General features: G+C 71.3%; 25 protein-coding genes. 7 read left to right on the forward strand and 18 right to left on the reverse strand.

Features of this window, described 5'->3' with window-relative positions:
* Position 1: 1 nt before the first annotated feature.
* From C7S10_RS18160 to C7S10_RS18200, 9 genes are all read right to left on the reverse strand, one after another.
* The gene (locus C7S10_RS18160) at positions 2–637 is read right to left on the reverse strand and encodes a DUF3105 domain-containing protein (RefSeq protein ID WP_108345864.1); all 636 of its coding nucleotides are present in this window, start codon (positions 635–637) and stop codon (positions 2–4) included.
* On the reverse strand, positions 634–933 hold the full coding sequence (locus C7S10_RS18165; protein WP_108345865.1) for an MTH1187 family thiamine-binding protein: 300 nt from the start codon (positions 931–933) through the stop codon (positions 634–636). Before C7S10_RS18165 ends, C7S10_RS18160 begins: the two co-directional genes overlap by 4 nt.
* Positions 930–3599 carry an aconitate hydratase AcnA gene (acnA, locus tag C7S10_RS18170; protein WP_108345946.1) on the reverse strand — a complete coding sequence of 890 codons (2670 nt, stop codon included), beginning with the start codon at positions 3597–3599 and terminating at the stop codon, positions 930–932. The genes C7S10_RS18165 and acnA overlap by 4 nt, the downstream gene beginning before the upstream one ends.
* A gap of 137 nt (positions 3600–3736) precedes the next feature.
* Positions 3737–4093, reverse strand: a complete 357-nt coding sequence (locus C7S10_RS18175; protein WP_108345866.1) for a hypothetical protein — start codon at positions 4091–4093, stop codon at positions 3737–3739.
* Entirely contained in the window at positions 4093–4437 is a 345-nt protein-coding gene (locus C7S10_RS18180) for a UBP-type zinc finger domain-containing protein (RefSeq protein WP_108345867.1), read from the reverse strand. Before C7S10_RS18180 ends, C7S10_RS18175 begins: the two co-directional genes overlap by 1 nt.
* A 9-nt stretch (positions 4438–4446) precedes the next feature.
* Positions 4447–5190 carry a helix-turn-helix domain-containing protein gene (locus C7S10_RS18185; RefSeq protein WP_207769458.1) on the reverse strand — a complete coding sequence of 248 codons (744 nt, stop codon included), beginning with the start codon at positions 5188–5190 and terminating at the stop codon, positions 4447–4449.
* A 145-nt stretch (positions 5191–5335) separates the two neighbouring features.
* Positions 5336–6838, reverse strand: coding sequence for a hypothetical protein (locus tag C7S10_RS18190; RefSeq protein WP_108345868.1), 1503 nt, complete (start codon positions 6836–6838; stop codon positions 5336–5338).
* A 36-nt stretch (positions 6839–6874) separates the two neighbouring features.
* A complete protein-coding gene (locus C7S10_RS18195) occupies positions 6875–8008 on the reverse strand; it encodes a class I SAM-dependent RNA methyltransferase (RefSeq protein ID WP_108345869.1) in 1134 nt (377 codons plus the stop codon).
* Positions 8005–10062 (reverse strand): APC family permease, encoded by a 2058-nt coding sequence (locus C7S10_RS18200; protein WP_108345870.1) that lies wholly within the window; start codon positions 10060–10062, stop codon positions 8005–8007. Before C7S10_RS18200 ends, C7S10_RS18195 begins: the two co-directional genes overlap by 4 nt.
* A 37-nt stretch (positions 10063–10099) precedes the next feature.
* Here C7S10_RS18200 and C7S10_RS18205 point away from each other — a divergent pair, with 37 nt between their 5' ends.
* Complete coding sequence (locus tag C7S10_RS18205) at positions 10100–10762, forward strand: potassium channel family protein (RefSeq protein WP_108345871.1); 663 nt, start codon at positions 10100–10102, stop codon at positions 10760–10762.
* On the forward strand, positions 10762–11433 hold the full coding sequence (locus tag C7S10_RS18210; protein ID WP_108345872.1) for a potassium channel family protein: 672 nt from the start codon (positions 10762–10764) through the stop codon (positions 11431–11433). Before C7S10_RS18205 ends, C7S10_RS18210 begins: the two co-directional genes overlap by 1 nt.
* 6 nt (positions 11434–11439) lie before the next feature.
* On the opposite strand, the gene C7S10_RS18215 is transcribed toward C7S10_RS18210, so the two are convergent.
* The 4 genes from C7S10_RS18215 to dut are packed head-to-tail and all read right to left on the reverse strand — an operon-like array spanning position 11440 to position 13749.
* A complete protein-coding gene (locus C7S10_RS18215; RefSeq protein WP_108345873.1) occupies positions 11440–12213 on the reverse strand; it encodes a DUF3159 domain-containing protein in 774 nt (257 codons plus the stop codon).
* Positions 12210–12602, reverse strand: a complete 393-nt coding sequence (locus C7S10_RS18220) for an OB-fold nucleic acid binding domain-containing protein (RefSeq protein WP_108345874.1) — start codon at positions 12600–12602, stop codon at positions 12210–12212. Before C7S10_RS18220 ends, C7S10_RS18215 begins: the two co-directional genes overlap by 4 nt.
* 6 nt (positions 12603–12608) lie before the next feature.
* Positions 12609–13253 (reverse strand): DUF3710 domain-containing protein, encoded by a 645-nt coding sequence (locus tag C7S10_RS18225; protein ID WP_165807214.1) that lies wholly within the window; start codon positions 13251–13253, stop codon positions 12609–12611.
* Entirely contained in the window at positions 13246–13749 is a 504-nt protein-coding gene (dut, locus tag C7S10_RS18230; protein ID WP_108345876.1) for a dUTP diphosphatase, read from the reverse strand. The genes C7S10_RS18225 and dut overlap by 8 nt, the downstream gene beginning before the upstream one ends.
* Before the next feature lie 57 nt (positions 13750–13806).
* Between dut and C7S10_RS18235 the strand changes: the two genes are divergently transcribed.
* Positions 13807–14256 (forward strand): DUF3093 domain-containing protein, encoded by a 450-nt coding sequence (locus tag C7S10_RS18235; RefSeq protein ID WP_108345877.1) that lies wholly within the window; start codon positions 13807–13809, stop codon positions 14254–14256.
* 9 nt (positions 14257–14265) lie between these two features.
* Entirely contained in the window at positions 14266–14586 is a 321-nt protein-coding gene (locus C7S10_RS18240) for a DUF4235 domain-containing protein (protein WP_108345878.1), read from the forward strand.
* A gap of 63 nt (positions 14587–14649) precedes the next feature.
* Here C7S10_RS18240 and C7S10_RS18245 read toward each other — a convergent pair whose 3' ends face one another.
* From C7S10_RS18245 to C7S10_RS18255, 3 genes are all read right to left on the reverse strand, one after another.
* A complete protein-coding gene (locus tag C7S10_RS18245; RefSeq protein WP_108345879.1) occupies positions 14650–14940 on the reverse strand; it encodes a DUF4193 domain-containing protein in 291 nt (96 codons plus the stop codon).
* 144 nt (positions 14941–15084) lie between these two features.
* Positions 15085–15924: an inositol monophosphatase family protein gene (locus C7S10_RS18250; RefSeq protein ID WP_108345880.1), complete on the reverse strand. Its 840-nt coding sequence runs from the start codon at positions 15922–15924 to the stop codon at positions 15085–15087.
* A 76-nt stretch (positions 15925–16000) separates the two neighbouring features.
* Positions 16001–17101 (reverse strand): ferrochelatase, encoded by a 1101-nt coding sequence (locus C7S10_RS18255; RefSeq protein WP_108345881.1) that lies wholly within the window; start codon positions 17099–17101, stop codon positions 16001–16003.
* Between the two features lie 44 nt (positions 17102–17145).
* Between C7S10_RS18255 and C7S10_RS18260 the strand changes: the two genes are divergently transcribed.
* On the forward strand, positions 17146–18447 hold the full coding sequence (locus C7S10_RS18260; protein ID WP_108345882.1) for a D-arabinono-1,4-lactone oxidase: 1302 nt from the start codon (positions 17146–17148) through the stop codon (positions 18445–18447).
* Between the two features lie 10 nt (positions 18448–18457).
* On the opposite strand, the gene C7S10_RS18265 is transcribed toward C7S10_RS18260, so the two are convergent.
* Positions 18458–19117, reverse strand: coding sequence for a trimeric intracellular cation channel family protein (locus tag C7S10_RS18265; protein ID WP_243395459.1), 660 nt, complete (start codon positions 19115–19117; stop codon positions 18458–18460).
* A 119-nt stretch (positions 19118–19236) separates the two neighbouring features.
* Here C7S10_RS18265 and sepH point away from each other — a divergent pair, with 119 nt between their 5' ends.
* Both sepH and C7S10_RS18275 read left to right on the forward strand, forming a co-directional pair.
* The gene (sepH, locus tag C7S10_RS18270; protein WP_108345883.1) at positions 19237–20205 is read left to right on the forward strand and encodes a septation protein SepH; all 969 of its coding nucleotides are present in this window, start codon (positions 19237–19239) and stop codon (positions 20203–20205) included.
* 13 nt (positions 20206–20218) lie between these two features.
* Complete coding sequence (locus C7S10_RS18275) at positions 20219–21055, forward strand: MOSC domain-containing protein (protein WP_165807215.1); 837 nt, start codon at positions 20219–20221, stop codon at positions 21053–21055.
* 194 nt (positions 21056–21249) lie between these two features.
* Here the strand turns inward: C7S10_RS18275 and C7S10_RS18280 are convergent, their stop codons facing one another.
* Positions 21250–22959, reverse strand: a complete 1710-nt coding sequence (locus C7S10_RS18280) for a carboxypeptidase regulatory-like domain-containing protein (protein ID WP_114327807.1) — start codon at positions 22957–22959, stop codon at positions 21250–21252.
* Positions 22960–23039 lie beyond the last annotated feature (80 nt).

The following is a 23039-nucleotide window of genomic DNA, read 5'->3' on the forward strand; positions in this document are numbered from 1 at the left end:
ATCATGCAGCGGTCGTGGGCTCGCCGGTCACGTCGACGCCGCCGGCGCACGACGCGAACGGCTCGGGGGCGGTGTGCCCGTCGCCGTACGCCTCGATGAACAGCTCCAGACGGTCGTCGCCGGCTCCCGAGAGCACCAGCTGGCGTCCCCAGACGGTGACGACGACGGGGCCGGGCAGTCCGTCGTACGGCGACAGGATCCCTTCGTCGGGCAGCAGGTCGGCGAGGTGGTCGACCGCGGCCGTCGGCAGCCCGGGCGTGTAGGTGATCCAGACGGTCCCGTGCTCGAGGGCGTGCACGGCGTTCTCGTCGGGGACGGTCACGTCGTAGACGCCGCAGGCCAGCCAGGCGGGGGCGTGCGGCCCGCCGACCGGGGGCGTGACGTCGTAGGCGACCCTGCCGTCGACGTGGTCGACCGGCAGGTCGTCGTAGGTCCGGACCGCGCTGAGGTCGGGCGGCGCGGCCTGCCGCAGGGCGACCGGCACCAGCAGGGCCGCCCCGATGAGCGCGAGCGCCAGGGTGACCGACGCGGCCAGGACGTAACGTCCTGGCCGCGTCGGCTCGGGCAGCGCTGTCGGCTCGGGCAGTGCTGTCGGCTCGGGCAGTGGTGCGAGCTCGTCGTGGGACGGCTCGGTCACGGACGCAGCGCCGACTCGATGCGCTCGACCTTGGCGCTGAGCTGGCCCTCGTAGCCCGGCCGGATGTCGGCCTTCAGCACGAGCCCGACGCGGGGCGAGACCTCGGCGACGACCTCGACCGCACGCTTCACGACCGCCATCACCTCGTCCCACTCCCCCTCGATGTTGGTGAACATCGCGTTGGTCTCGTTGGGCAGGCCCGACTCGCGGACCACGCGCACGGCGGCCGCGACCGCGTCGGTCACCGACCCGGTCTCGTCCCCCGAGACCGGGCTGATGCTGAAGGCGACGATCATGCCTTGAGCAGGTTGCGCAGGACGTACTGCATGATCCCGCCGTTGCGGTAGTAGTTCGCCTCGCCGGGGGTGTCGATGCGCACGACGGCGTCGAACTCCACGTCACCCGCCGTGACCTTGACGGTCTTGGGCGTGCTGCCCTCGTTGAGGGCGGTGATCCCGGAAATCGAGAACTCCTCCTCGCCGGTGAGGCCCAGCGACTCGGCGTTCTGGCCGGCGGGGTACTGCAGCGGGATGACGCCCATGCCGATCAGGTTGGAGCGGTGGATGCGCTCGTAGGACTCGGCGACGACGGCCTTGACGCCCAGGAGCGAGGTGCCCTTGGCCGCCCAGTCGCGCGACGAGCCGGAGCCGTACTCCTTGCCCGCGAGCACCACGAGCGGGATGCCCGCGGCGATGTAGTTCTCCGAGGCCTCGAAGACGCTGGTGACCTCGCCGCCCGCGGTGAAGTCGCGGGTGACGCCGCCCTCGGTGCCCTCCGCCAGCTGGTTGCGCAGGCGGATGTTGGCGAAGGTGCCGCGGATCATGACCTCGTGGTTGCCGCGGCGCGAGCCGTAGGAGTTGAAGTCACGCTGCTCGACGCCGTGCTCGGCGAGGTAGCGACCGGCCGGGCTGTCCTTCTTGATCGCGCCGGCGGGGCTGATGTGGTCGGTCGTGACCGAGTCACCCAGCTTGAGCAGGACACGAGCGCCGGAGATGTCCTCGACCGGGGTCGGCTCGTCGGGCATGCCGTCGAAGTAGGGCGCGCGACGGACGTACGTCGACGACTCGTCCCACTCGAAGGTGTTGCCCTCCGGGGTGGGCAGCGACTGCCAGCGCTCGTCGCCGGCGAAGACGTCCTTGTAGGAGTCACCGAACATGTCGGAGTTGATCGCGTGGGCGATCGTCTCCTCGATCTCGCTCGGGCTCGGCCAGATGTCCTTGAGGAAGACGTCGTCGCCGTTCTGGTCCTGCCCGAGCGGGTCGCCGAACAGGTCGAGGTCCATCGAGCCGGCCAGCGCGTAGGCCACCACGAGCGGCGGCGAGGCGAGGTAGTTCATCTTGATGTCGGGGTTGATCCGACCCTCGAAGTTGCGGTTGCCCGACAGCACGCTGGTCACGGCGAGGTCGGCCTCGTTGACCGCGGCCGAGACCTCGGGGATGAGCGGACCGGAGTTGCCGATGCAGGTCGTGCAGCCGTAGCCGACGAGGTTGAAGCCGAGCTTGTCGAGGTACGGCGTGAGGCCGGCGCGCTCGTAGTAGTCGGAGACCACCTTGGAGCCGGGGGCCAGCGTCGTCTTGACCCACGGCTTGCGCGAGAGACCCTTCTCGACGGCGTTCTTGGCCAGCAGCGCCGCGCCGATCATCACGCTCGGGTTGGAGGTGTTGGTGCACGAGGTGATGGCGGCGATCGTGACGGCGCCGTGGCCGATCTCGAACTCCTGGCCGTCGAGGCTGACGGTCGCCGTGGCGTCCTTGTCGTCCGTGTAGTCGGCGAGCGCGGCCTGGAAGCCCTCCTGCGCCTTGGTCACCTCGACGCGGTCCTGCGGGCGCTTGGGGCCGGCGAGGCTCGGGACGACGGTGGAGACGTCGAGCTCGAGCTTCTCGGAGTAGCGCGGCTCGGCGCTCGGGTCGTGCCAGAGGCCCTGCTCCTTTGCGTAGGCCTCGACGAGCGCGAGCTGCTCCTCCGAGCGACCGGTCAGGCGCAGGTAGTCGACCGTCTGCTGGTCGATCGGGAAGACCGCGATCGTCGAGCCGAACTCCGGGCTCATGTTGCCGATCGTGGCGCGGTTGGCCAGCGGCAGCGCCGAGACGCCGGGTCCGTAGAACTCGACGAACTTGCCGACGACGCCGTGCTTGCGCAGCATCTCGGTGATCGTGAGGACCAGGTCGGTGGCCGTCGCGCCCTCGGGCAGGTCGCCGTTGAGCTTGAAGCCGACCACGCGCGGGATGAGCATGCTGACCGGCTGGCCGAGCATGGCCGCCTCGGCCTCGATGCCGCCGACGCCCCAGCCGACGACGCCGATGCCATTGACCATCGTGGTGTGGGAGTCGGTGCCGACGCAGGTGTCGGGGTAGGCCTGCAGCTCGCCATCCACCTCACGGGTGAAGACCGTGCGGGCCAGGTGCTCGATGTTGACCTGGTGCACGATGCCGGTGCCGGGCGGGACGACCTTGAAGTCGTCGAAGGCGCCCTGGCCCCAGCGCAGGAACTGGTAGCGCTCGCGGTTGCGCTCGTACTCGATCTCGACGTTCCTCTCGAACGCGTCGGCCGAGCCGAAGACGTCGGCGATCACCGAGTGGTCGATGACCATCTCGGCGGGGGCCAGCGGGTTGATCTTGGTGGCGTCGCCACCGAGCTCGGCCATCGCCTCGCGCATGGTGGCGAGGTCGACCACGCACGGCACGCCGGTGAAGTCCTGCATGATCACGCGCGCCGGCGTGAACTGGATCTCCTTGTCGGGCTCCGCGGTCTCGTCCCAGCCCGCCAGCGCCTTGATGTCGTCGGCGGTGATGTCCGCGCCGTCCTCCGTGCGGAGGAGGTTCTCGAGGAGCACCTTGAGGCTGAACGGGAGGGAGTCGACGTCGAGCCCGTCGCCGACCACCTTGTCCAAGCGGAAGATCTCGTAGGACTTGCCGTCCACGTCGAGGGTGCTCTTGGCGCCGAAGCTGTCCTGACTGGCCATCCGCCACATCTCCTGTTGAGTCGTCGGGTCTCTCACCCATCTTGCCCACGTCGGTCGAACCTGCGGAAGCAAGGCTGACCTAATTCGTCGGCCGGGTGTTTATCTCGACATCAAGATACATGACGCCGAGAAAGGTGTCACGCGATGCCGGCCCGCGCGTCGAGCCGTTGGAGCAGGTCGTGCGCGGCCAGCTCCACCTGCTTGTGACGCCACTCGGCCGCCCGGTAGACGCAGGCGATCAGGCCGCTGCGATGGACTCGCCTCAGGTCGCCGTACCCGAACGCGTGGCGCGCCTTCGTCTCGTCGTTGGCGCCGACCGTGAGGCCCAGGTGCCAGGCGGCGTACTCCTCCCAGCCGTGCTTCTCGAGGAAGGCGTTCTGCGCCTCCGCGTCGGGCTGGAGGTCGCCCCAGTCGCTCTCGAGGACGTACTGCCGTCCCTCGATCAGCCGGCGCGCGTGCTCGACGGCGGCCGGGTTGACCTCGTAGGCGGCCATCAATGGATCCTGTCGCGCCAGTCGTCCGGGACCCGGTCCGCCGGACCCGGAGCGGTCTGCTCGTCGGGGTGCGACGTCGGCGGCGCGAGCGCCGGGCCGAGCACGCCCTTCTCCTTCCCGTAGTCCCAGAACCAGTCCTCGCCCGGTTCGTACGACTGCACGACCGGGTGACCGGAGTCGTTGAAGTGGGCGGTCGCGTGCTGGCCCGGCGAGCTGTCGCAGCAGCCCACGTGGCCGCACTGGGCGCACCGGCGCAGGTGCACCCACCAACCGCCCGCCGCGTCGCACTCCACGCACCCGGACCCGCTCGGCGGCACGTCCGTCTCGATCCCGTTGCTCTCCATGGTGCGACGCTACCCATCTCGCGGCCGGGATGGCACTGTCCCGATCCGCGTTGGCACTGTCCCGATCCGCGTTGGCACTGGCCCGATCCGTGGCGGCACTGGCCCGATCCGTGGCGGCGGACCCCGGAAGTCCTCGGGGCGCCGGTTGCGGGACCTGTGGGTGTCCACGAGCACCCACTCCGGGATGTGGAACGGGGTCCTGTGCCGAGGCTCCCGACCAGCGCGAGCCTCGGCGACCAGTTGCGCCCACGTGGGGTGGTCGTCCAGGTCGGCCAGCGTGGGCTCCCGCCCCAGCTCCCACCACCTGCCGTACCGCACCCGCGGCAGCCCCAGGTCGCAGGACCGCGCCAGGATCGGCCCGATCCACGCCGTGCTCTCCGCTCCGGTCGGCGCCCACCAGCCCTGCGTCCACACGAAGGCGTGCGCCGGGTAGCGCCGGCCTGCCGCGTCCCGGGCCGCCACCGATCTCATCGGCCGCACCCGCTGCCCGTCAGGCCCCACCGCAGCCAGCCGCAGGTCGGCCACCTCCAGGACACGAGCCAGCATCCGCGCCGACGGCGACCGCCGGCCGGTCTCCCACTTGGCCACCGCCGACTGCGAGACTCCCAGCTCGTGCGCGAGCTCGCGCTGCGACAGCCGGGCGCGGCGGCGCGCCCGCCGGACCAGTCCCGACACCTCCCCGCCCGGGTCGACCTCGTTGTTGGCCTCGTTGACCTCGCTGCTGTCACTTGCCTTGCTGTCGCTGGTCTTCATCCCATCCCCCGATGGTTCGGCGTCTGACCCCTCGATCCCAGCACCAGCCACCGACATCGCGCCGCTAGGACCTGAGTCCCCTGTGGACTCAGGTCCTAGCGAAGGCGGTTGTACGCCGCGCCGCTGGTCATGAGGGCACGAGCCCTCAGAACCCGAGCAGCTTGCCGAACGCCGAGAACACGGCGTCGAACGTCTTCGTGATCGGGTTGGTCGGGCCGGTGGTGCTCGACTTCTGCCAGAAGAGCGGGTGACGACCGGTGAACTGGTCGTCGACCAGTGGGGTTCGGCCCCAGAGGTACGGCCAGAACACCTCGGTCCGGTTGACGCCGACGGTGAGGCGGGAGTCGAAGCCCATCACCAGGTGCTGCTCCATCCGGGTGGACCTGTCGCGTGGGGTCGTCGCGACGACATCGCCAGTGCCTTGGACGATCAGGCTCCCGGTGCCGCCGAACATGATGTAGCGCACCTGCCAGGTGGCCAGAGACACGACGCCCCAACGCCACCTGGTCCGAAGCACCGGGGCACCCATGACGCCGACGACGTGCTTTGGGTGCATCACCAGGCCCGGGTGGTCTGCGAAGTCGATGCGCATCAGGTACGAGTCCGGGTCGTCCGGAGCAGCCAAGGTCGCCGTGGTGCCCTCCTGGTCGCCGGTCACCCGGCTGAGTCCGTAGAGGCCGGCGGCAAAGCTCACGAACGGCGCGGACCAGTCGTACAGGAGCCGGCTGCGGATCGTTCCCTCCACGGGTCGAACATGCTCCGACCGCGCCGACAGCACCTCTCCGGGGCCGAGCTCGATCGTCATCGTCCGCTGTGCCGGCGTGGTGTCGACGCGGGCCGACGAGTCGTCGAGGTCCTCGGCCAGGTGGATCGGCCTGTGCGCGCGACTCACGATCGGCATCAGCACGAAATAGCTGACGACGCGCAGTGCTCCGGGCAGGACGAGAGCGAGCAGTGCGATGGCGGCCAGCCACCTCCACGACTGCGCCCACTGGTCGACCACCCAACCGACGCCGGACCCCTGGGCCTCCTCCAGGCTCGCCTCCTCGGCCTTCTTCTGTTCCAGCGCCGACTCCGTGTCGTCGATCTCCCGATCGTTCGAGGACAGCTCGCCGTCCTCCCCGAGACGGGCCAGCTTCTCCTCGTTGCTCAACGACGGGTCCGTGAGGACCGCGGCCTCGTCCTCGGCCGTGGCGAGGTTGCGCTCGAGGGTGGTCAGCGTGTCCCGCGCCGCATCGGCCGCCCGCTCCTTGAGCTCGCACGTATTCGGCACCACGGGCAGGCTCTCGATCGCCTCTCGGAGCCGACTGCAGTCGTCGCCCTCCTCGATGCGAACCTCCAGCTCGTCCCGCTGGTCGGCGACTTCCTGCCTGCCAGTGGCGAGCTCCGCCTCGACCGTGGTCCGCAGCGAGTCGACGGCCGCGCTCCGGCGTTCGTCCGCGGCGCCCTGCAGCTGAGCGAGGTCATCCTCGAGCGCGGCCCGCTCCTCCGTCACCTGCTGCAGTCGCTCCCGGTCCGTCACGGCCTCCTTGAGGGCCGGGACCGCGGTCTGGACGACCAGGTAGCCGAGGAACAGGGCCACCACCAGCGCCGCGAGCAGACCGGCCTTCCTCAGCAGGAACCCGAGGACAGCCGAGACGAGACGCACTCGCGCGATCCTAGTTCCGCCCCACGCCTCGCAGGATCAGTTTCGGGTCAACAGGGCGACGCACTCGACGTGGTGGGTCATCGGGAACAGGTCGAAGGCCCGCAGTGTCTCGAGGCGGTAGCCGTGCTCGGCGAAGATCGCGACGTCGCGGGCGAGGGCGGCGGGGTCGCAGGCGACGTACGCGACGGCCCGGGGTGCTCGGTCGACGACCTGCTCCACCACGGCCCGCTTGGCGCCCTCGCGGGGCGGGTCGAGGACGACGAGGTCGAACGGTTCGTCGTACGCCGACGCGAGCACCTTCTCGACGGGCCCGCACTCGACGACGGCACCCCGGTGGTGCGCGAGGTTGCCCTTCGAGTGGCCGGAGGCGGCGCGGTCGGCCTCGATCGCCACGACCCGGGTCCCGTCGCCCACGGCATCGCCGAGGAAGGCGGCGAACAGCCCGACCCCGGCGTAGAGGTCGAGGACCTTCTCCCCCGGCTGCGGCGCGAGCACGTCGAGCACCGTCGAGACGAGGGTGGTCGCGGCGCCGGGGTGGACCTGCCAGAAGCCGTCGCCGGAGACGGTGAACGAGTGGTCGAGCACCTGTTCCGTCACGGTCACGTCGGTGACTGGTTCGCGGGCGTCCGGGGCCGCGATCAGGCAGTCGTCGACCGGCACCACGCGTCGCGACCTGTGCGCCCGCAGACCTCGCCGCCCGTCGGGGGTGTGGGCCCACTGCATGCGGGTGCGCCAGTGAAGGCCCTCCACGTCACCGGGCACGGCCTCGACCGTCACGTCGACGTCGAGGCCGGCGAGGCGACGGAGCTGCTCGGCGACCACGGCGGCCTTCAGACCGCGCTGGGCGGACACCGCCACGTGCTGGAAGTCGCACCCGCCGCACAGCCCGGGACCGGAGACGGGGCAGGGGGCGGGCACGCGGTCGGGTGAGGGCTCGAGCACGCTGACCGCATCGCCGCGCCAGAACCGGTCGCCGTCGGTCCCCTCGGTGATCTCCACGACGACTCGCTCGCCGGGCAGGCAGTGACGGGTGAAGACGACCCGCGACTCGGGCTCGGGGAGCCGGACGATGCAGTGGCCGCCGTGGGCCACCGGCCCGACCTCCGCCTCGAAGCGTTCCCCGACCCTCGAGCGTCCCCGCTCCTTGCGCGGCCGGGGGCGACGGGTCACGGGTCGATCTGACGGTCGTAGTCGATGCTGCCCGAGTCGCGCACGCGACCGGAGCGCAGGTCACCGGCCTGCACCCGCTTCGCCTCGCGCGACTCGCGCTCGGCGGCGATCCTGGACGAGCGGAGCTGGTAGGGCACCGAGATGACCATCACGCCGGGCGTGAAGAGCAGCCGGCCCTTGAGCCGCAGGGCGGTCTGGTTGTGCAGCACCTGCTCCCACCAGCGCCCGACGACGTACTCCGGGATGTAGACCGCGACGACCCCGCGCGGGCTGGAGCGACGGATCTCCTGGGCGTACTCCACGATCGGCCGCACGATCTCGCGGTACGGCGAGTGGAGCACCTTGAGGGGGGTGTCGAGGTTGCGCTCGTCCCACTCCTCCATGAGCTTGTTGGTCGCCTCGGCGTCGATCGAGACGTAGACCCCCTCGAGCAGGTTGGGCCGGGTCGCCTTGGCGAAGGCGAGCGCACGCAGCGTCGGCTTGTGCAGCTTGGAGACGAGCACGATGGCGTGCACCCGGGTCGGGAGCACCTTGTCCTGCTCGTCGGCCGCGAGCTCCTCGGCGACCATCGAGTAGTGGCCGCTGATGGCCTTCATGATCATGAAGAACACGATCATCGCGATGATCGTGATCCACGCCCCGGCCAGGAACTTGGTCAGCAGCACGATGACCAGGACCACCGCCGTCATCCCCAGCCCGAAGGTGTTGATTGCCCGCGAGCGCATCATCCGGCGGCGCGCCGTCGGGTCGGTGGTGTCCTTGAGGTGACGCGTCCAGTGGCGGATCATCCCGAGCTGGCTGAGGTTGAACGAGACGAAGACGCCGACGATGTAGAGCTGGATCAGCTTGGTCGTCTCGGCGTCGAAGATCAGGATGAGGATGATCGCCATGACGGCCAGGAAGACGATGCCGTTGCTGTAGGCGAGCCGGTCACCGCGCGAGCCGAGCGAGCGCGGGGCGAGCCCGTCCTGGGCCAGGATCGAGCCGAGCACCGGGAAGCCGTTGAACGCGGTGTTGGCCGCGAGCACGAGGATGATGCCGGTGACGGTGACCACGAAGTAGAAGCCCGGCGAGAAGTCGCGGAACACGCCGTGGGCGATCTGCGAGATGACAGGGTGCTGCTCGTAGCCGCCCGGCAGCGCTCCCCCGGCGGCGGTCCGCAACCGGTCGAGCTCGTGTGGGTCGACGTACCGGATCCGCATCTGGTTGGCCAGCACGATGACGCTCATCATCATCGACACGGCGATCAGGCCGAGCAGGAGCAGCGTCGTCGCCGCGTTCTTGCTCTTGGGCCGCTTGAAGGCGGGCACGCCGTTGGAGATGGCCTCGACCCCGGTCAGCGCCGCGCAGCCCGACGAGAACGCCCGGGCCAGCAGGAACACCATCGCGACCTGGGTGAGCGGGCCGTCCCAGCCGTCGGCCGGCTCGATCTCGAGCTGGGAGCTCTCCGCGAGGGGCAGGTTGCCGACCAGCAGCTGCAGCAGGCCGAAGGCGCACATGCCGAGGATGGCGACCATGAACAGGTACGTGGGTACGGCGAAGAAGCCCCCCGACTCGCGCACCCCGCGCAGGTTGAGCGCCGCGAGCAGGATGACCGCGACCGTCGCGACCGTGGCCTCGTGCCCGATCAGGGACGGGATCGCGCCCGCGGCGTACTGCGAGGCCGACGAGATCGACACCGCCACCGTCAGGACGTAGTCGACGAGCAGGGCACTCGCCACGGTGATGCCGGCGTTGCGACCGAGGTTGACCGTGGCCACCTCGTAGTCGCCGCCGCCCGACGGGTAGGCGTGCACCGTCTGCCGGTAGGAGGCCACCACGGTGAGCATGACGAGCGCGACGACGAGGCCGATCTTCCAGCTCCAGACGTAGGCCGAGGCCCCCGCGACGCTGAGCATGATGAACACCTCGTCGGGGGCGTAGGCCACCGACGAGAGGGCGTCGCTGGCGAACACCGGCAGCGCGATGCGCTTGGGCAGGAGCGTCTCGCCCAACTGGCTGCTACGGAGCTTGCGCCCCAGCAGGATCCGCTTCGATACGTCGCCGACACTCACGAGGGGACAGCGTAGTCATCTGCGTTACGGTTCCCTCGTGCATGTCGTCATCATGGGGTGTGGCCGGGTCGGTTCGACCCTTGCCCGGAGCCTCGAGGAGCGCAACCACACGGTCTCCGTCATCGACAGCGACCCCGATGCGTTCCGCCGCCTCGGCCCGTCGTTCAACGGCGACAAGGTGACCGGCTACGGCTTCGACCAGGAGGTCCTGGAGAAGGCCGGCATCCGTCGCGCCGACGCCTTCGCGGCCGTGTCCAGTGGTGACAACTCCAACATCATCGCTGCCCGCGTGGCGCGCGAGACGTTCGGCATCCAGCAGGTCGTCGCCCGCATCTACGACCCGGGCCGCGCCGAGGTCTACCAGCGACTCGGCATCACGACCGTCGCCACGGTCAAGTGGACCGCCGACCAGGTGCTGCGTCGGGTGCTGCCCGCCGGCGCCGAACCCGACTTCCGCGACCCGTCGGGGACCATCCGGGTCGACCACATCCAGGTGCCTGAACGCTGGATCGGCGAGCGCACCATCCACCTCCAGGAGCAGTCCCGCTGCCGCATCGCCTGGATCGACCGCCTGGGCGAGGGCATGATCCCGACCCGGGAGACCGTCATCCAGGAGGGCGACATGCTGCACCTCGTGATGCGCGAGGAAGTGGCCGCCCACGCCTACTCCGTGCTCGACGCCGGACCCGAGGAGCGCTGATGAGAGTCGCCATCGCCGGAGCGGGTGCCGTGGGTCGCTCGATCGCCCGCGAGCTGATCGACAACGGGCACCAGGTGCTCCTGATCGACAAGTCCCCCGGCTCGATCCGCCCCGAGCGGGTCCCCAACGCCGAGTGGCTGCTGGCCGACTCGTGCGAGCTCTCCTCGCTCGAGGAGGCGCAGCTCGACAAGTGCGACGTGGTGATCGCGGCCACCGGTGACGACAAGGCCAACCTGGTGACGTCGCTGCTGGCCAAGACCGAGTTCGGCGTGCCGCGCACCGTCGGTCGGGTCAACCACCCCAACAACGAGTGGCTCTTCACCGAGGCCTGGGGCGTCGACGTCAACGTCTCGACCCCGCGCATCATGTCCGCGCTCGTCGAGGAGGCGGTCAGCGTCGGCGACCTGGTGCGGCTCTTCACGTTCCGCCAGGGCAACGCCAACCTCGTCGAGATGACCCTGCCGCCCGAGTCGCCCTACGTCGGCACGCCGAGCGGCCTGGTCCCCTTCCCCGACAACTGCGCGCTGGTGACGATCCTGCGCGACGGCCAGGTCTACACGCCGAGCGGCGAGCAGCCGCTGGAGGCGGGCGACGAGCTGCTGTTCGTCGTCCCGGCCGAGCTCGAGGAGGGGCTGCAGAAGCTCCTCAACCCGCGCGGCGACCGCAGCTAGCAGCCCTCAGGACTCCGCGGGCGCCGTGATCGGCGTGTGGTTGCGGGTGAGCATCCACACCATCGCGCCGAGGGCGGCGAGCTGGAGCGGCCAGCCCAGACCGATCTTGAGCACGCCCAGGACCGCCACCGCGGTGTCGGCGTCCATCGATCCCGAGTTGCCCGCGAGCCACACCGGCGCCTGCACGAGCACGCGCAGCAGGCAGGGCAGCACCAGCAGCCAGGTCAGCCGTGTGCAGAGCTTCACGATCTGCTTGTCCTGGTGCCAGGCCGTCGGGTCGCCGGTGACGCTGCCGACCATGAACCCGACGATCGGCCACCCGACCAGGCAGGTCAGGGCGAGCACGACGGTGTAGCCGGAGTTGTAGATGATCCCGGGGAGGAAGTAGGCCAGCGCCTGCTCCTGCTCGCTGCCACCGTTCGCGGCCGAGCGGGCCACGAAGAGCCACCCGATGCCGATGCCGACCAGCGCGTTGACGACGAACTGCACGCTGGAGCGCTGCACCAGCCGGACGAGGAGCAGCACGACCGCCGCGGACACGCTCACGATCAGCGCGAGGTTGAGCTCGCGGGTGGTCAGCCACAGGACGGTGAACACGATGGTGGGGACGGCCGCCTCGGCCATGCCGCGCCGGCCGCCGAGGGCCTGGGACAGCTGCTGGCGGACGACGGCCTCGACCGTCTCCACGGACGCGGGCGCGCCCGAGGAAGACGCACCCGACGCGGGCGCACCCGAGGACGGCGCGCCCGAGGACGGGCCGCCCGGGGTCGAGTCGGTCACGGGATCAGCTCGTAGCGGGGGTTGAACAGGACGCGGTGCCCGGTCGCGGAGCCGATCCGGCCCTCGACCCGCATCGCCCGGCCCGGGCCGATGCCGGCGATCCGCCGCCGCCCGAGCCACACGATGGTGATGACGCCGCTGCCGTCCTCCAGCTCCGCCTCCAGGGCGGGCACGCCGCCGCGCGGGCGCAGCGTCACGGTCTTGATCGTGCCGCGCAGGCTCACGCGCTCCCGGTCGGGGGCGTCGGCGATGCTCACGTCACCCGCCTCGGCGTAGGTCGCCCGCAGGTCGCGGGCGTGCGCCTCGCCGCTGTCGGCCCAGCGCGACAGGCTGCGCCGCAGGCGACTGCGCCTGTCGTGCGGCGCAGCGTCCTCGGTCTTCTCACCCACGGCGGGTCACTTCACCCGTCGGGCCTGGTCGGGCAGGATCGCCGGGATCGGCTCGCCGACCGGCATGGCGCCGGCCCCGCGGCGTACGACGACCTGCGCCAGCGCCGCCTCCCACGTCCCGGCCTCGTCCGGCGCCACGGCCGGACGGCCGAGGAACGACGCGCGCAGCATCCACCGCTCGCCGTTGACGCCGATGATGCGCGAGGGCTGGAGCCCGACGGTGCCGTCGGGCTTCTGGACGGGGACCTGACAGATCAGCTCGGTCCCGAACGGACCCTCGCGCTCCTCCGCCTTGCCCCCACGGCCGGTGATGTCGGCCTGGATCTGCGGCCGGACGGTGCCCCACAGGTCGCCGTTGCGCGGCGCGGCGAAGGCCTGCACCTCGAGGGCGCCGTCCTGGCCGGCGAGCATCACGGACTGCACGGCACCGGTCTTCTCGTCGACCTGCAGGCGCAGCTCGTGGCCCTCGCTCGGCGCGATCAGGAGCGAGCCGAGGTCGACACGCTGCACCCCGTCGCCGATCACCTGCGACTCGTCGAAGGGACCGTCGGTGCGGGGCTGGGCCGGCGCCTCGGCGGTCACGTCCTCCGGCTCACCCGTGGTCGTCTCGGTGTCGGGCTGCGACTTGCGGCCGAACCTCACGTCAGTCACTCCGTTCGTGGTCACGCTGGGCAGCGGGTGTGAATCCGCCAGTAGAACCGTAGCCTCCCGCGCCACGCACCGACTCGGGGAGTGCGTCGACCTCGACGAACCGCGCCCGCTCGAAGCGCTGGACGACCAGCTGCGCGATCCGGTCGCCGCGCCGCAGGGCGACGGGCTCGGTGCGGTCGTGGTTGACGAGCAGCACCTTGATCTCCCCGCGGTAGCCCGCGTCGACGGTGCCGGGGGTGTTGACGATCGACAGGCCGTGGCGGGCTGCCAGCCCGGACCGCGGGTGGATCAGGGCGACGAAGCCGTCGGGCAGCGCGATCGAGATGCCGGTCGGCACGAGCGCCCGCTCACCGGGCTGCAGCTCCACGTCGACAGCGGCGTGCAGGTCGGCGCCGGCGTCGCCGGGGTGGGCGTAGGACGGCAGCGGCAGGTCGGGGTCGAGACGGACGATCGCGACGTCGAGGTCGGGCGTCCGGTCGGGCGTCTGGTCGGGCACGGGCGCAGAATCTACCCGCCAGCGCCGCGTGCGCGCGGGCCGCCTAGGCTCTGCGCCGTGGAGTTCGCGGAACGGTTGAGCGTGCCGCTGCGCTGGTGGGTGCAGGGGACGATGCTGGTCGCCACCTTGTGGCTGGCCCTGGTCGTCGCGGTGCCCGAGACCGTCGCCTGGACCGTGACCGGCCTCGCCCTCGCGCTGATGGCCGGCCTCTTCGGGGCGTACGGCGCCGCGCGGATCAGCGTCGACGGCGACGAGCTCCGGGCCGGCCGCGCGCACATCTCCACCCGCCACGTCGGGGCCGTGACGGCGCTGGACGCCGACGGGATGCGGCTGCAGGCGGGGCGGGACGCGGACGTGCGGGCCTACCTGCTGCTGCGGCCCTACCTCAAGCGGGGCGTGCGGGTCGACCTCACGGACCCGGCCGACCCCGCGCCGTACTGGCTGCTCAGCAGCCGCCGGCCCGAGCGGCTGGTCGCGGCGCTCATGGCCGAGCGCACTGCTGGGTAGTGTCTCCCCATGGCATCTGACAGCAGCAAGGCATGGTCTGCCTTCTCCCTCGTCGCCGCCCTCGGGGCCGCGGCAGTCGCGAAGAAGGGCCTCAACACCACCTGGCGCGCGGCGACCGGCAAGAACCCGCCGGCCAACCCCGCCGACCCCGACGTCGACCTGTGGGAGGCGGTGGCCTGGGCGGCCGTCAGCGGCACGCTGATCGCGATCGCCCGGATGCTGGCGACCCGGCGGGCGGCCAACTACTACGCCCGCTCCACCGGCCACCTGCCGCCCGGGCTGCAGAAGGACGACCAGGACAAGGACAAGGCGCCCGCTCCCACCAGCTGAGTCGCTGGTGACGCAACGAGGCCGCACCCCGATGGGGCGCGGCCTCGTGCTGTGTCCGGGTGATCAGGCGCAGTCGCGGCAGATCATCTTCTTGGCGTCCGCGAGCTGCGAACGGTGGTGCACCAGGAAGCAGCTCATGCAGGTGAACTCGTCGGCCTGGGTGGGCATCACCTCGACGGCGAGCTCCTCGTGCGAGAGGTCGGCACCGGGCAGCTCGAAGGACTCGGCCGCCTCGGTCTCGTCCTCGTCGACCTTGCCGGAGTTCTTGTCGTGCCGGCGAGCCTTGAGCTCTTCGATGCTCTCTTCGCTCTGGTCTTCCTCGGTCTTGCGAGGCGCGTCGTAGTCAGTAGCCATGGTCGTCTCTCTCCCCTTCGCGAACGATCCGGCCGTCGGCTCCAATTGGATCGTTCATGTCCAACGTCGGCAGATTGTGCACCATGGCGATCACTTGCGCCACGGCGGTCCCGACGTGACGCCCCAACAGGTGACCGGGCGCGGCTATTCCCGCTCGTCGCGGGCGAGGAATCCGGCCCCCGACAGGGCCTCCAGGAAGGTCTCCCAACCGTCCGCCGGGGCGCCGACCACGAGGGCTCCGGTGGGCGCGTCGGGGACGGACTCGTGCAGCCGCCCGGGGAGCACCCCGAAGCGTCCGCCCGCCTCCGTCAGCACCAGCGAGGCGGCGCTGTAGTCCCAGGGACGCGGCCCCTCCTCGACGTACGCGTCGCCGCTCCCGTCGGCGACGTGGCACAGGTCGAGGGCGCTCGAGCCGTGGCGGCGGATGTCGCGCACACGCGGCAGCAGGGCCGCGACGCAGGCGGCCTGGTGGGTGCGCACGTCCGCGCGGTAGCCGAACCCGGTGTGCACGAGCCGCTCGGCGACCGGCGGGCTGGGGCGTACGGCGATGGGCACCCCGTCGCGGGTCGCGCCCGAGCCCCGCGCGGCGGCGTACTCCACGCCCGACGTGCCGTTGATCACGGCCCCGGCGACGATCTCGCCGCGGTGCTCGGCGGCGATGGACACCGCCCACTCCGGCAGGCCGTAGAGGTAGTTGACCGTGCCGTCGATCGGGTCGACGATCCAGCGCACGCCGGAGGTGCCGGGGTGGTCGGCGCCCTCCTCCCCCATGATCGCGTCGTCGGGCCGGACGGCCAGGATGCGCTCGCGGATCAGCTCCTCGCTGGCCCGGTCGGCGGCGGTCACCACGTCGGTCGAGCTGGACTTGGTGTCGGCCACGTCGATGCCGCCGCGGCGCATGGTCCGCGCCAGCACGACGGCCTCACGCGCGACGGCGAGGGCGAGCTCGCGCAGGGCCTCGTGGTCCAACAGGAGCGTGCTCATGGCCGTACTCGCTTCGCTCCGTGCGTCCATGAGGCACTGTGGGCGCTGTTCTTGTTGATTCGCTCGCTGCGCTCGTTCATGCGTCCATCCCGCACAGGGCGGGGCGCTCACCGCGCGGGTTGGGGCAGCAGCCGACCGCGCACACCCCGGGCCAGGCCCGCAGGTCGCCGACGGCACTCGCCTCGACCGACTCCCCGCGCTCGGCGGCCGCACGCTCGACCAGCAGGTCTCGGACCATGGCCACGAACCGCGGGTCAACGCCCGGCGTCGCGGCGCGCACGGCCTCGAGCCCGAGCTTCTCCGCGGTGGCCAGGGCCTCGGTGTCGAGGTCGTAGATGACCTCCATGTGGTCGGACACGAAGCCGACCGGGATGAGCACCACCGCCCGTCCACCGCGCTCCGCGACGGCTGGGAGGTGGTCGTTGACGTCGGGCTCCAGCCACGGGGTGCGCGGCGATCCGGAGCGCGAGCAGTAGACGAGGGACTGCTCGTGGTGGCGCCCGGTCTCCTGCCGCACCCGCGAGGTGACCTCGGCGGCGGCGCTGAGGTGCTGGCGCACGTACGCGTCCCCGTCGGGCCCGCTGGTGGCCGCCATCTCCGTGGGGATCGAGTGGGTGACGAAGACGAGCTCGGCCCGCTCGCGCACGCCGTCGGGCAGCTCGGCCAGACCGGCGAGCGTGGCGTCGACCACGGGCTCGACGAAGCCCGGGTGGTTGAAGTACTGCCGGAGCCGGTCGAGCCGGGGTGCCCCCTCCACCTCGGCGACGGCGTCGGCGAGGTTCTCGCGGTACTGACGGCAGGAGGAGTAGGACGAGTAGGCCGAGGTGGTCAGGACGGCGGCCCGGGTGATCCCGTCGTCACGCATCTGCGCGAGCGCCTCGGCGAGGTAGGGCGTCCAGTTGCGGTTGCCCCAGTAGACGGGGAGGTCGATGCCGCTGCCGGCGAGGTCCTCGCGGATGGCCGCGAGGAAGGCGCGGTTCTGGTCGTTGATCGGGCTCCGGCCGCCGAAGAGGAAGTAGTGCTCGCCGACCTCCTCGAGCCGCTCGCGCGGGATCCCGCGCCCGCGGGTGACGTTCTCCAGGAACGGCACCACGTCGTCCGGCTTCTCCGGGCCACCGAAGGACAGCAGCAGCAGGGCGTCGTACGGCGAGACGTCTGGACCGGCAGGCGAGAACATGCCATCAGCCTAGTGACGTGGGTGGCGCCCACTACCCTCTCCCCATGGCTTCGTGGACCAACTGGGCAGGCACCGAGCGGGCCCAGCCGCGCGACGAGGTCACTCCGACGGTCGCGTCGCAGATCGTCGAGGTCGTCGAACGCGCCGTCGCCCACCGCACCACCGTGAAGATGGCGGGCGCCGGGCACAGCTTCACCGGCATCTCGGCCCCGGTCGACACCCTGCTGCGTCCCGACCACCTCTCCGGTGTCGTGTCGGTCGACCGCGAGGCGATGACCGTCACCGTGCAGGCCGGCACCCCCCTGCGTGTCCTCAACGCCGAGCTCGCCCGCCTGGGGATGGGGCTGCACAACATGGGCGACATCGACGAGCAGACGCTCGCGGGCGCCACCTCGACCGGCACGCACGGCACCGGCGGCACCGTCGCCTCGCTGTCCGCGCAGATCGCCTCCTTCACCATGATCAGCGGCCGGGGCGAGATCATCACCGCCTCCCCCACCTCGTTCCGCGAGCTCTTCGAGGTCGGACGCGTCGGGCTCGGCGCGCTCGGTGTGCTCACCGAGATCACCCTCAACGTCGAGCCGCTGTTCGCCCTCGAGGCCCAGGAGCGGCCGATGTCGTGGGACGCCGCCATGGCGACGTACGACGAGCTGACGACCGACCACCACCACGTCGACGCCTACTGGTTCCCCCACACGGACCACGTGATGACCAAGCTGAACGACCGGCTGGCGGAGCTGGACGACCTGCGCCCCCTCGGCCGGTTCAAGCGGTGGCGCGACGACGAGTTCCTCTCCAACACCGTGTTCGGCGCGCTGACCGCCGTCGGCAACCGCGCGCCGGCGGCCGTCCCGCGGCTCAACCAGATCTCCGGCGGCGCGCTCTCGGAGCGCACCTACAGCGACATCGCGCACCGCGTGTTCACCTCGCCGCGCCGCGTGCGGTTCAAGGAGATGGAGTACGCGCTCCCCCGCCAGGTCGGCCTCGAGGCGCTCAAGGAGGTTCGCCGGGTGATCGACGCGGCGGGCTGGCGCATCGGCTTCCCGATCGAGATCCGCTCCACCCCGGCCGACGACATCGCGCTGTCAACCGCCGCTGGCCGCGCGTCGATGTATCTCGCCTTCCACGTGCCGGTGAAGGCCGACCACACGGAGTACTTCGCGGGCGTCGAGCAGGTGCTGCGCCACTACGACGCGCGCCCCCACTGGGGCAAGATGCACAGCCTCGGCGTCGACGACCTCGCAGCGCTCTACCCGCGCTTCGACGAGTTCCTCGACCTGCGCGACCAGCTCGACCCGGAGCGGGTCTTCACCAACCCCTACCTCGAGAAGGTGCTGGGGAAGTGACCCCGGGCGCCTAGACCGAGGACGGCCCGCGGGGCAGGGGCGCGCGCAGGTCGAGCACGACGGCGACCAGGCGCAGCACCAGGCAGAACCCCGCCCCCGCGCCCGCCACCAGCGCGAACGGCTGGTCGAGGTGGTCGAGCCCCACCGCGATCGCCGCCCCGGCGAGCGCGGGCGTGGCGTACAGGTTGCCGCTGAACACGTCCGGCGGCCGGCCGGACAGCACGTCTCGGACCATGCCGCCCCCGATCCCGGTGACCATCCCCATCAGGGCGGCCGGGATGGGGCCGAGACCGTACTCCACGGCCTTGAGCGCGCCGGTGACGCAGAACAACGAGAGCCCGAACGCGTCGAACACGGTCACGATCGGCTCGAGCCGGCCCACGACCGGGTGGAAGACGAAGGTGAGCAGGCCGGCGGTGACCGGCACGAGGAGGTAGCGCCAGTCCGCCAGCGCGGCCGGCGGCGTGGCATCGATGAGGACGTCGCGCAGGAACCCGCCCCCGAGGCCGGTCGTGCCCGCGAGCACCAGCACCCCGAACACGTCGAAGTGCCGCCGCACGGCCACCAGCGCTCCCGAGGTGGCGAAGACGAAGATCCCGAGCAGGTCGAGGACGACCAGTGCGTCGGTGGAGTCGGGCAGGACGACTCCCGGCAGCAGCAGGACGGGCACCGCTGCACGCTATCGGCAGGCACGCCGCCCGCGTAGCCGGGCTCCGCGCACGCGCTGGCGTAGGCTCGAACGGACCGGACACCGGCGTGTCGACGACCACCAGCTGGAGTGCACCATCCATGGCCCACCTGACGCTTGCGGGACGCAGCGACGACGGGTCGCGCCTGCTGCTGGTGGACGACCACGGAACCGAGTTCACCCTCGACATCGACACCCCGCTCCGAGCCGCCATCCGCGGCGAGCACGCCCGCATCGGCCAGTTGGAGATTCACATGGACAGCGCTCTTCGCCCCCGCGACATCCAGACCCGCATCCGGGGCGGCGAGACACCCGAGTCGGTGGCCCAGGTGGCGCAGACCTCGATCGAGAAGATCATGGTCTTCGCTGCGCCCGTGCTCGCCGAGCGCGCCCACGTCGCCGAGCGGGCACAGTCCTCGTCGCTGCGACGCAAGACCGGCGAGACCGGCGCCCGGACCCTGGGCGAGGCGGTCAGCGCCCACCTCCACGGCCTCAACGTCGACCCCGACCTCGTCGAGTGGGACGCGTGGCGGCGTGAGGACGGCCGCTGGACACTGGTCGGCGCGTTCCGCACGACGCAGCGGAAGGGGAAGGCGACCTTCGCGTTCGACGTGCGCGGCAACTTCGTCACCGTCGAGGACGACGACGCCCGCTGGCTGGTGGGCGACGTCGTGGCGCGCGCCGCCGCAGGCGAGCCGAGCACCGGGTCCCGCGACGACCTCCAGCAGGCGCGGACCCGCCGGCTCAGCGCCGTACCCGCCGAGGAGCTGCCGCTCGGCGACGACGCGATCGAGCTGGTCACCGACGCGACCGAGGAGGCCGACGCGACCGAGACGACCCTCGACCTGACCGAGGCGGGTCTGGGCTCCGATGAGTCGACCCGTCCCGACGAGGACTCGGCGGAGGACTCGGCGGAGGACTCGGCGCGGGACGCCGACGAGAAGACCGGCGACCCCGCTCCCGACCCGGCGGCCGACGAACCCACCTCGCGCCGGCCCGCCCGGAAGGCGCGTGGCCGGGCGTCGGTGCCGAGCTGGGACGAGATCATGTTCGGCGGCCCGAGCGAGTGAGGCGACCGCGGCCGTGCGGCTGACCGCGCTGAACATCCATCCCGTCAAGAGCACGGCGATCCGACCCGTCGACACGGCGTCGGTCGGGCTCGGCGGGCTGACCGGGGACCGCACCTGGGTGGTCGTCGACGACGACGGGGTGATGGTCAGCGCGCGCGAGGTGCACGCGCTCTTCGCCGTCACGGCCGACACCCCGGACACGGACGCCGGGCTCACCCGCGCGCTGCGCCTGCGGACGGCCGACCTGCCCGACCTGCTGCTCGACGCACCGACGGGTGAGTCGGTGCGGGCGAAGGTCTTCTCCAACGAGCTCCGCGGCATCCCGGCGGGGCCCGGGGCGGACGCCTGGGTCCAGAAGGCCCTGGGCCGCGACGACCTCCACCTGCTCTGGTGCGACGACCCGACCCGTCGCACCCTCAACCCGGCCTTCTCGAGCCCGGGCGACTTCACGGCGTACGCCGACGGCTACCCCGTCACGATCGCGTCCGAGGCCTCGATGCGCCGGCTCAACGACTGGATCGCCGAGGGTGCCCTGGACCGGGGCGAGGAGCCGCCCGCTCCGCTGCCCATCTCCCGTTTCCGGCCCAACCTGGTGGTCGACGGCGAGGAGCCGTTCGCGGAGGACGACTGGTCGCAGGTGACGATCGGCGAGGTGCGGTTCCGCGTCGCCAAGCCGACCGACCGGTGCGTGATGACGACGATCGACGTCGAGTCCCTGCGGACCGACAAGGAGCCGATCCGCACGCTGGCCCGGCACCGACTGGTCGAGCACAAGACGTTGTTCGCCGTGCACCTGATCCCCGAGACGACCGGGCGGATCAGCGTCGGCGACGCCGTCGACGTGCGCTGAGCCCCGCTCAGCCCGCGCCCCGCGTCCACGCGCACGGCGCGTCGGACGGGTGGAAGTCGCCGTACGGCGACGACGCACGCTCGGGCGCACGTGCCCGCCGGACTTCATCACGTCCGACGCGCCGCAGCGGCTGGGACGCGAACGAGCGGGGACGGCCGGTGGCCGTCCCCGCTCGCTCTCCTCCATGACTCAGGTCAGCGGATGGTGCCGACCTTGACCTTGACCGTCTTGCTGGTGGCGCCGGAGGTGGCGGTCACCTTGACGGAGATCTTCTTGCCCTTGAGGTCGCGGGTGACCTTGAGCTTGGACTTCGTGGCCTTCTTGATCTTCTTCGCGCCCGCGAACCACTGGATCTTGTAGGAGACCGATGCGCGCGAGACGAGCGCCTTGAAGCTCTTGAGCTTCAGGGTCGAGCCGACCTTGAGCGCACCGGCGACGTCGATCTTCTTCGAGAACGAGATGACGGGCGCCGGGGGCGTCACGACCGGCGGGGTGACCACCGGCGGGGCCGGGGGCGTCACGACGGGCGGGGCCGGCGCGGCGACGATGGGGCCGACCACGGTCGACATGTTGGTGCGGTCCTGGTAGCCCGGCGCGGAGGCGTCGACGATGACGACGAGGCTCTTGCCCAGGTCGGTGGCCGTCGGGACGTACGTCGAGGCGTTGGCGCCGGCAATGGGGCCCTCGTCGTTCCACCACTGGTAGGCCGCGGTGATCTCGGAGTCGGGAGCGTTCCACGTGCCCTTGGTGACGGTGAGGGTGCTGCCGACCTGCGGCGTGCCGCTGATCTGCGGGATGGTGACGCCCTCGAGGAACGGCAGCGGGTCGTGCTCGCCGGCGACGAGCTTGGCGTCGATCGCCGAGACGTCCTGGTCCTCGGAGACGACGATGTCGTCCGCCTCGTCGATGTCGGCCTTGTTGTTCCAGGCCTCGTAGAGGTACTGGGTGTCGGACACCTCGTGGCCGAACTCCACGCGGTAGGTGCCGGCGCCGAGCCCCTTCAGCGTGTAGTGCCCCGACGCGTCCGTCGTCGCGTACGCGATGCTGTCCCAGCCATCAGCACCGTGGACGCTGGCGCGCACGTCGGCGCCGGCGATCGGAGCGTTGCTCACGTCGGTGACGGTGCCGGAGACGCTCGAGGGCAGGGCCAGGGTGGCGTTGATGCCGCCCGTGGTCGCACCCGTGCCGACCGTGACGTCCTGCGCGGCCTGGACGGTGAGCTGGTCGCGGTAGTACTCGCTGGCGAAGCGGGGCTCGTTGAACGGCGGGGCCACCTGGTGAGCGGGGCGCGGCGGCGGGAACCCGCTGTCCTCATAACCGACGCGGTAGGTCCCGGCGGGGAGCCCGCCGACGTCGTAGGAGCCGTCGGGCTCGACCCACGCCCCGCTGGCAAAGCGCCACCACGTGTCGCCGTCGACGGTCTCGGTCGCGGCGTAGACCGAGACCTGCACGCCCGAAGCGGACTGGCCGGCAGGGACGCTGACGGTGCCGGCCACGTGGCTGGCCGGGGTGAGCGCGACGTCGATGTCGCGGTCACCGTCGAGCACGACGGTGTCGGCCTGCTCCACCGTCGGCGCGTCGTCGTAGTACTCCCCGAGGTAGTGGCCGCTCTCGTAGTCCTGGAACTCGAAGCGGTAGTCACCGGGGGGCAGGGCGAGCGAGTAGTCGCCGTCGACGTCGGTGATGCCGGAGGCACTCTCGAGGTCGACGTAGTCCCACTCTCCATCCACCTCCTGGAGCGTGCTGACGTACACCCGGTCGACGGGCGCGGCGGCGAGACCGGTCACGGTGCCCGAGACCGTCCACAGCTCGACGGCGTGGGCAGCGGGCACGATGCCGAAGACGCTGGTGGCCACCGCGGCGGCCAGGAGCGCGCCGGCGGGGCGGCGCAGACGAGAGTTCACGAGAGACTCCGATGAGTGGATCGCCGCGCCGCGGAGGGACGCAGTCCGATATCCGGACCGTAGGCGGGCCAGGCGGTGCC

The organism is Nocardioides currus (assembly GCF_003057875.1).
In the GTDB taxonomy this organism is placed as follows: Bacteria; Actinomycetota; Actinomycetes; order Propionibacteriales; family Nocardioidaceae; genus Nocardioides; species Nocardioides currus.

Excerpts from the sequence above, each read along its gene's own strand:
- sepH (WP_108345883.1), top strand. The coding sequence starts at position 19,237 with ATGGCCCACCTGACGCTTGCGGGACGCAGCGACGACGGGTCGCGCCTG.
- C7S10_RS18240 (WP_108345878.1), top strand. The coding sequence starts at position 14,266 with ATGGCATCTGACAGCAGCAAGGCATGGTCTGCCTTCTCCCTCGTCGCC.
- C7S10_RS18245 (WP_108345879.1), bottom strand. The coding sequence starts at position 14,940 with ATGGCTACTGACTACGACGCGCCTCGCAAGACCGAGGAAGACCAGAGC.
- acnA (WP_108345946.1), bottom strand. The coding sequence starts at position 3,599 with ATGGCCAGTCAGGACAGCTTCGGCGCCAAGAGCACCCTCGACGTGGAC.
- C7S10_RS18175 (WP_108345866.1), bottom strand. The coding sequence starts at position 4,093 with ATGGCCGCCTACGAGGTCAACCCGGCCGCCGTCGAGCACGCGCGCCGG.
- C7S10_RS18250 (WP_108345880.1), bottom strand. The coding sequence starts at position 15,924 with ATGAGCACGCTCCTGTTGGACCACGAGGCCCTGCGCGAGCTCGCCCTC.
- C7S10_RS18180 (WP_108345867.1), bottom strand. The coding sequence starts at position 4,437 with ATGGAGAGCAACGGGATCGAGACGGACGTGCCGCCGAGCGGGTCCGGG.
- C7S10_RS18255 (WP_108345881.1), bottom strand. The coding sequence starts at position 17,101 with ATGTTCTCGCCTGCCGGTCCAGACGTCTCGCCGTACGACGCCCTGCTG.
- C7S10_RS18165 (WP_108345865.1), bottom strand. The coding sequence starts at position 933 with ATGATCGTCGCCTTCAGCATCAGCCCGGTCTCGGGGGACGAGACCGGG.
- C7S10_RS18185 (WP_207769458.1), bottom strand. The coding sequence starts at position 5,190 with ATGAAGACCAGCGACAGCAAGGCAAGTGACAGCAGCGAGGTCAACGAG.
- C7S10_RS18210 (WP_108345872.1), top strand. The coding sequence starts at position 10,762 with ATGAGAGTCGCCATCGCCGGAGCGGGTGCCGTGGGTCGCTCGATCGCC.
- C7S10_RS18260 (WP_108345882.1), top strand. The coding sequence starts at position 17,146 with ATGGCTTCGTGGACCAACTGGGCAGGCACCGAGCGGGCCCAGCCGCGC.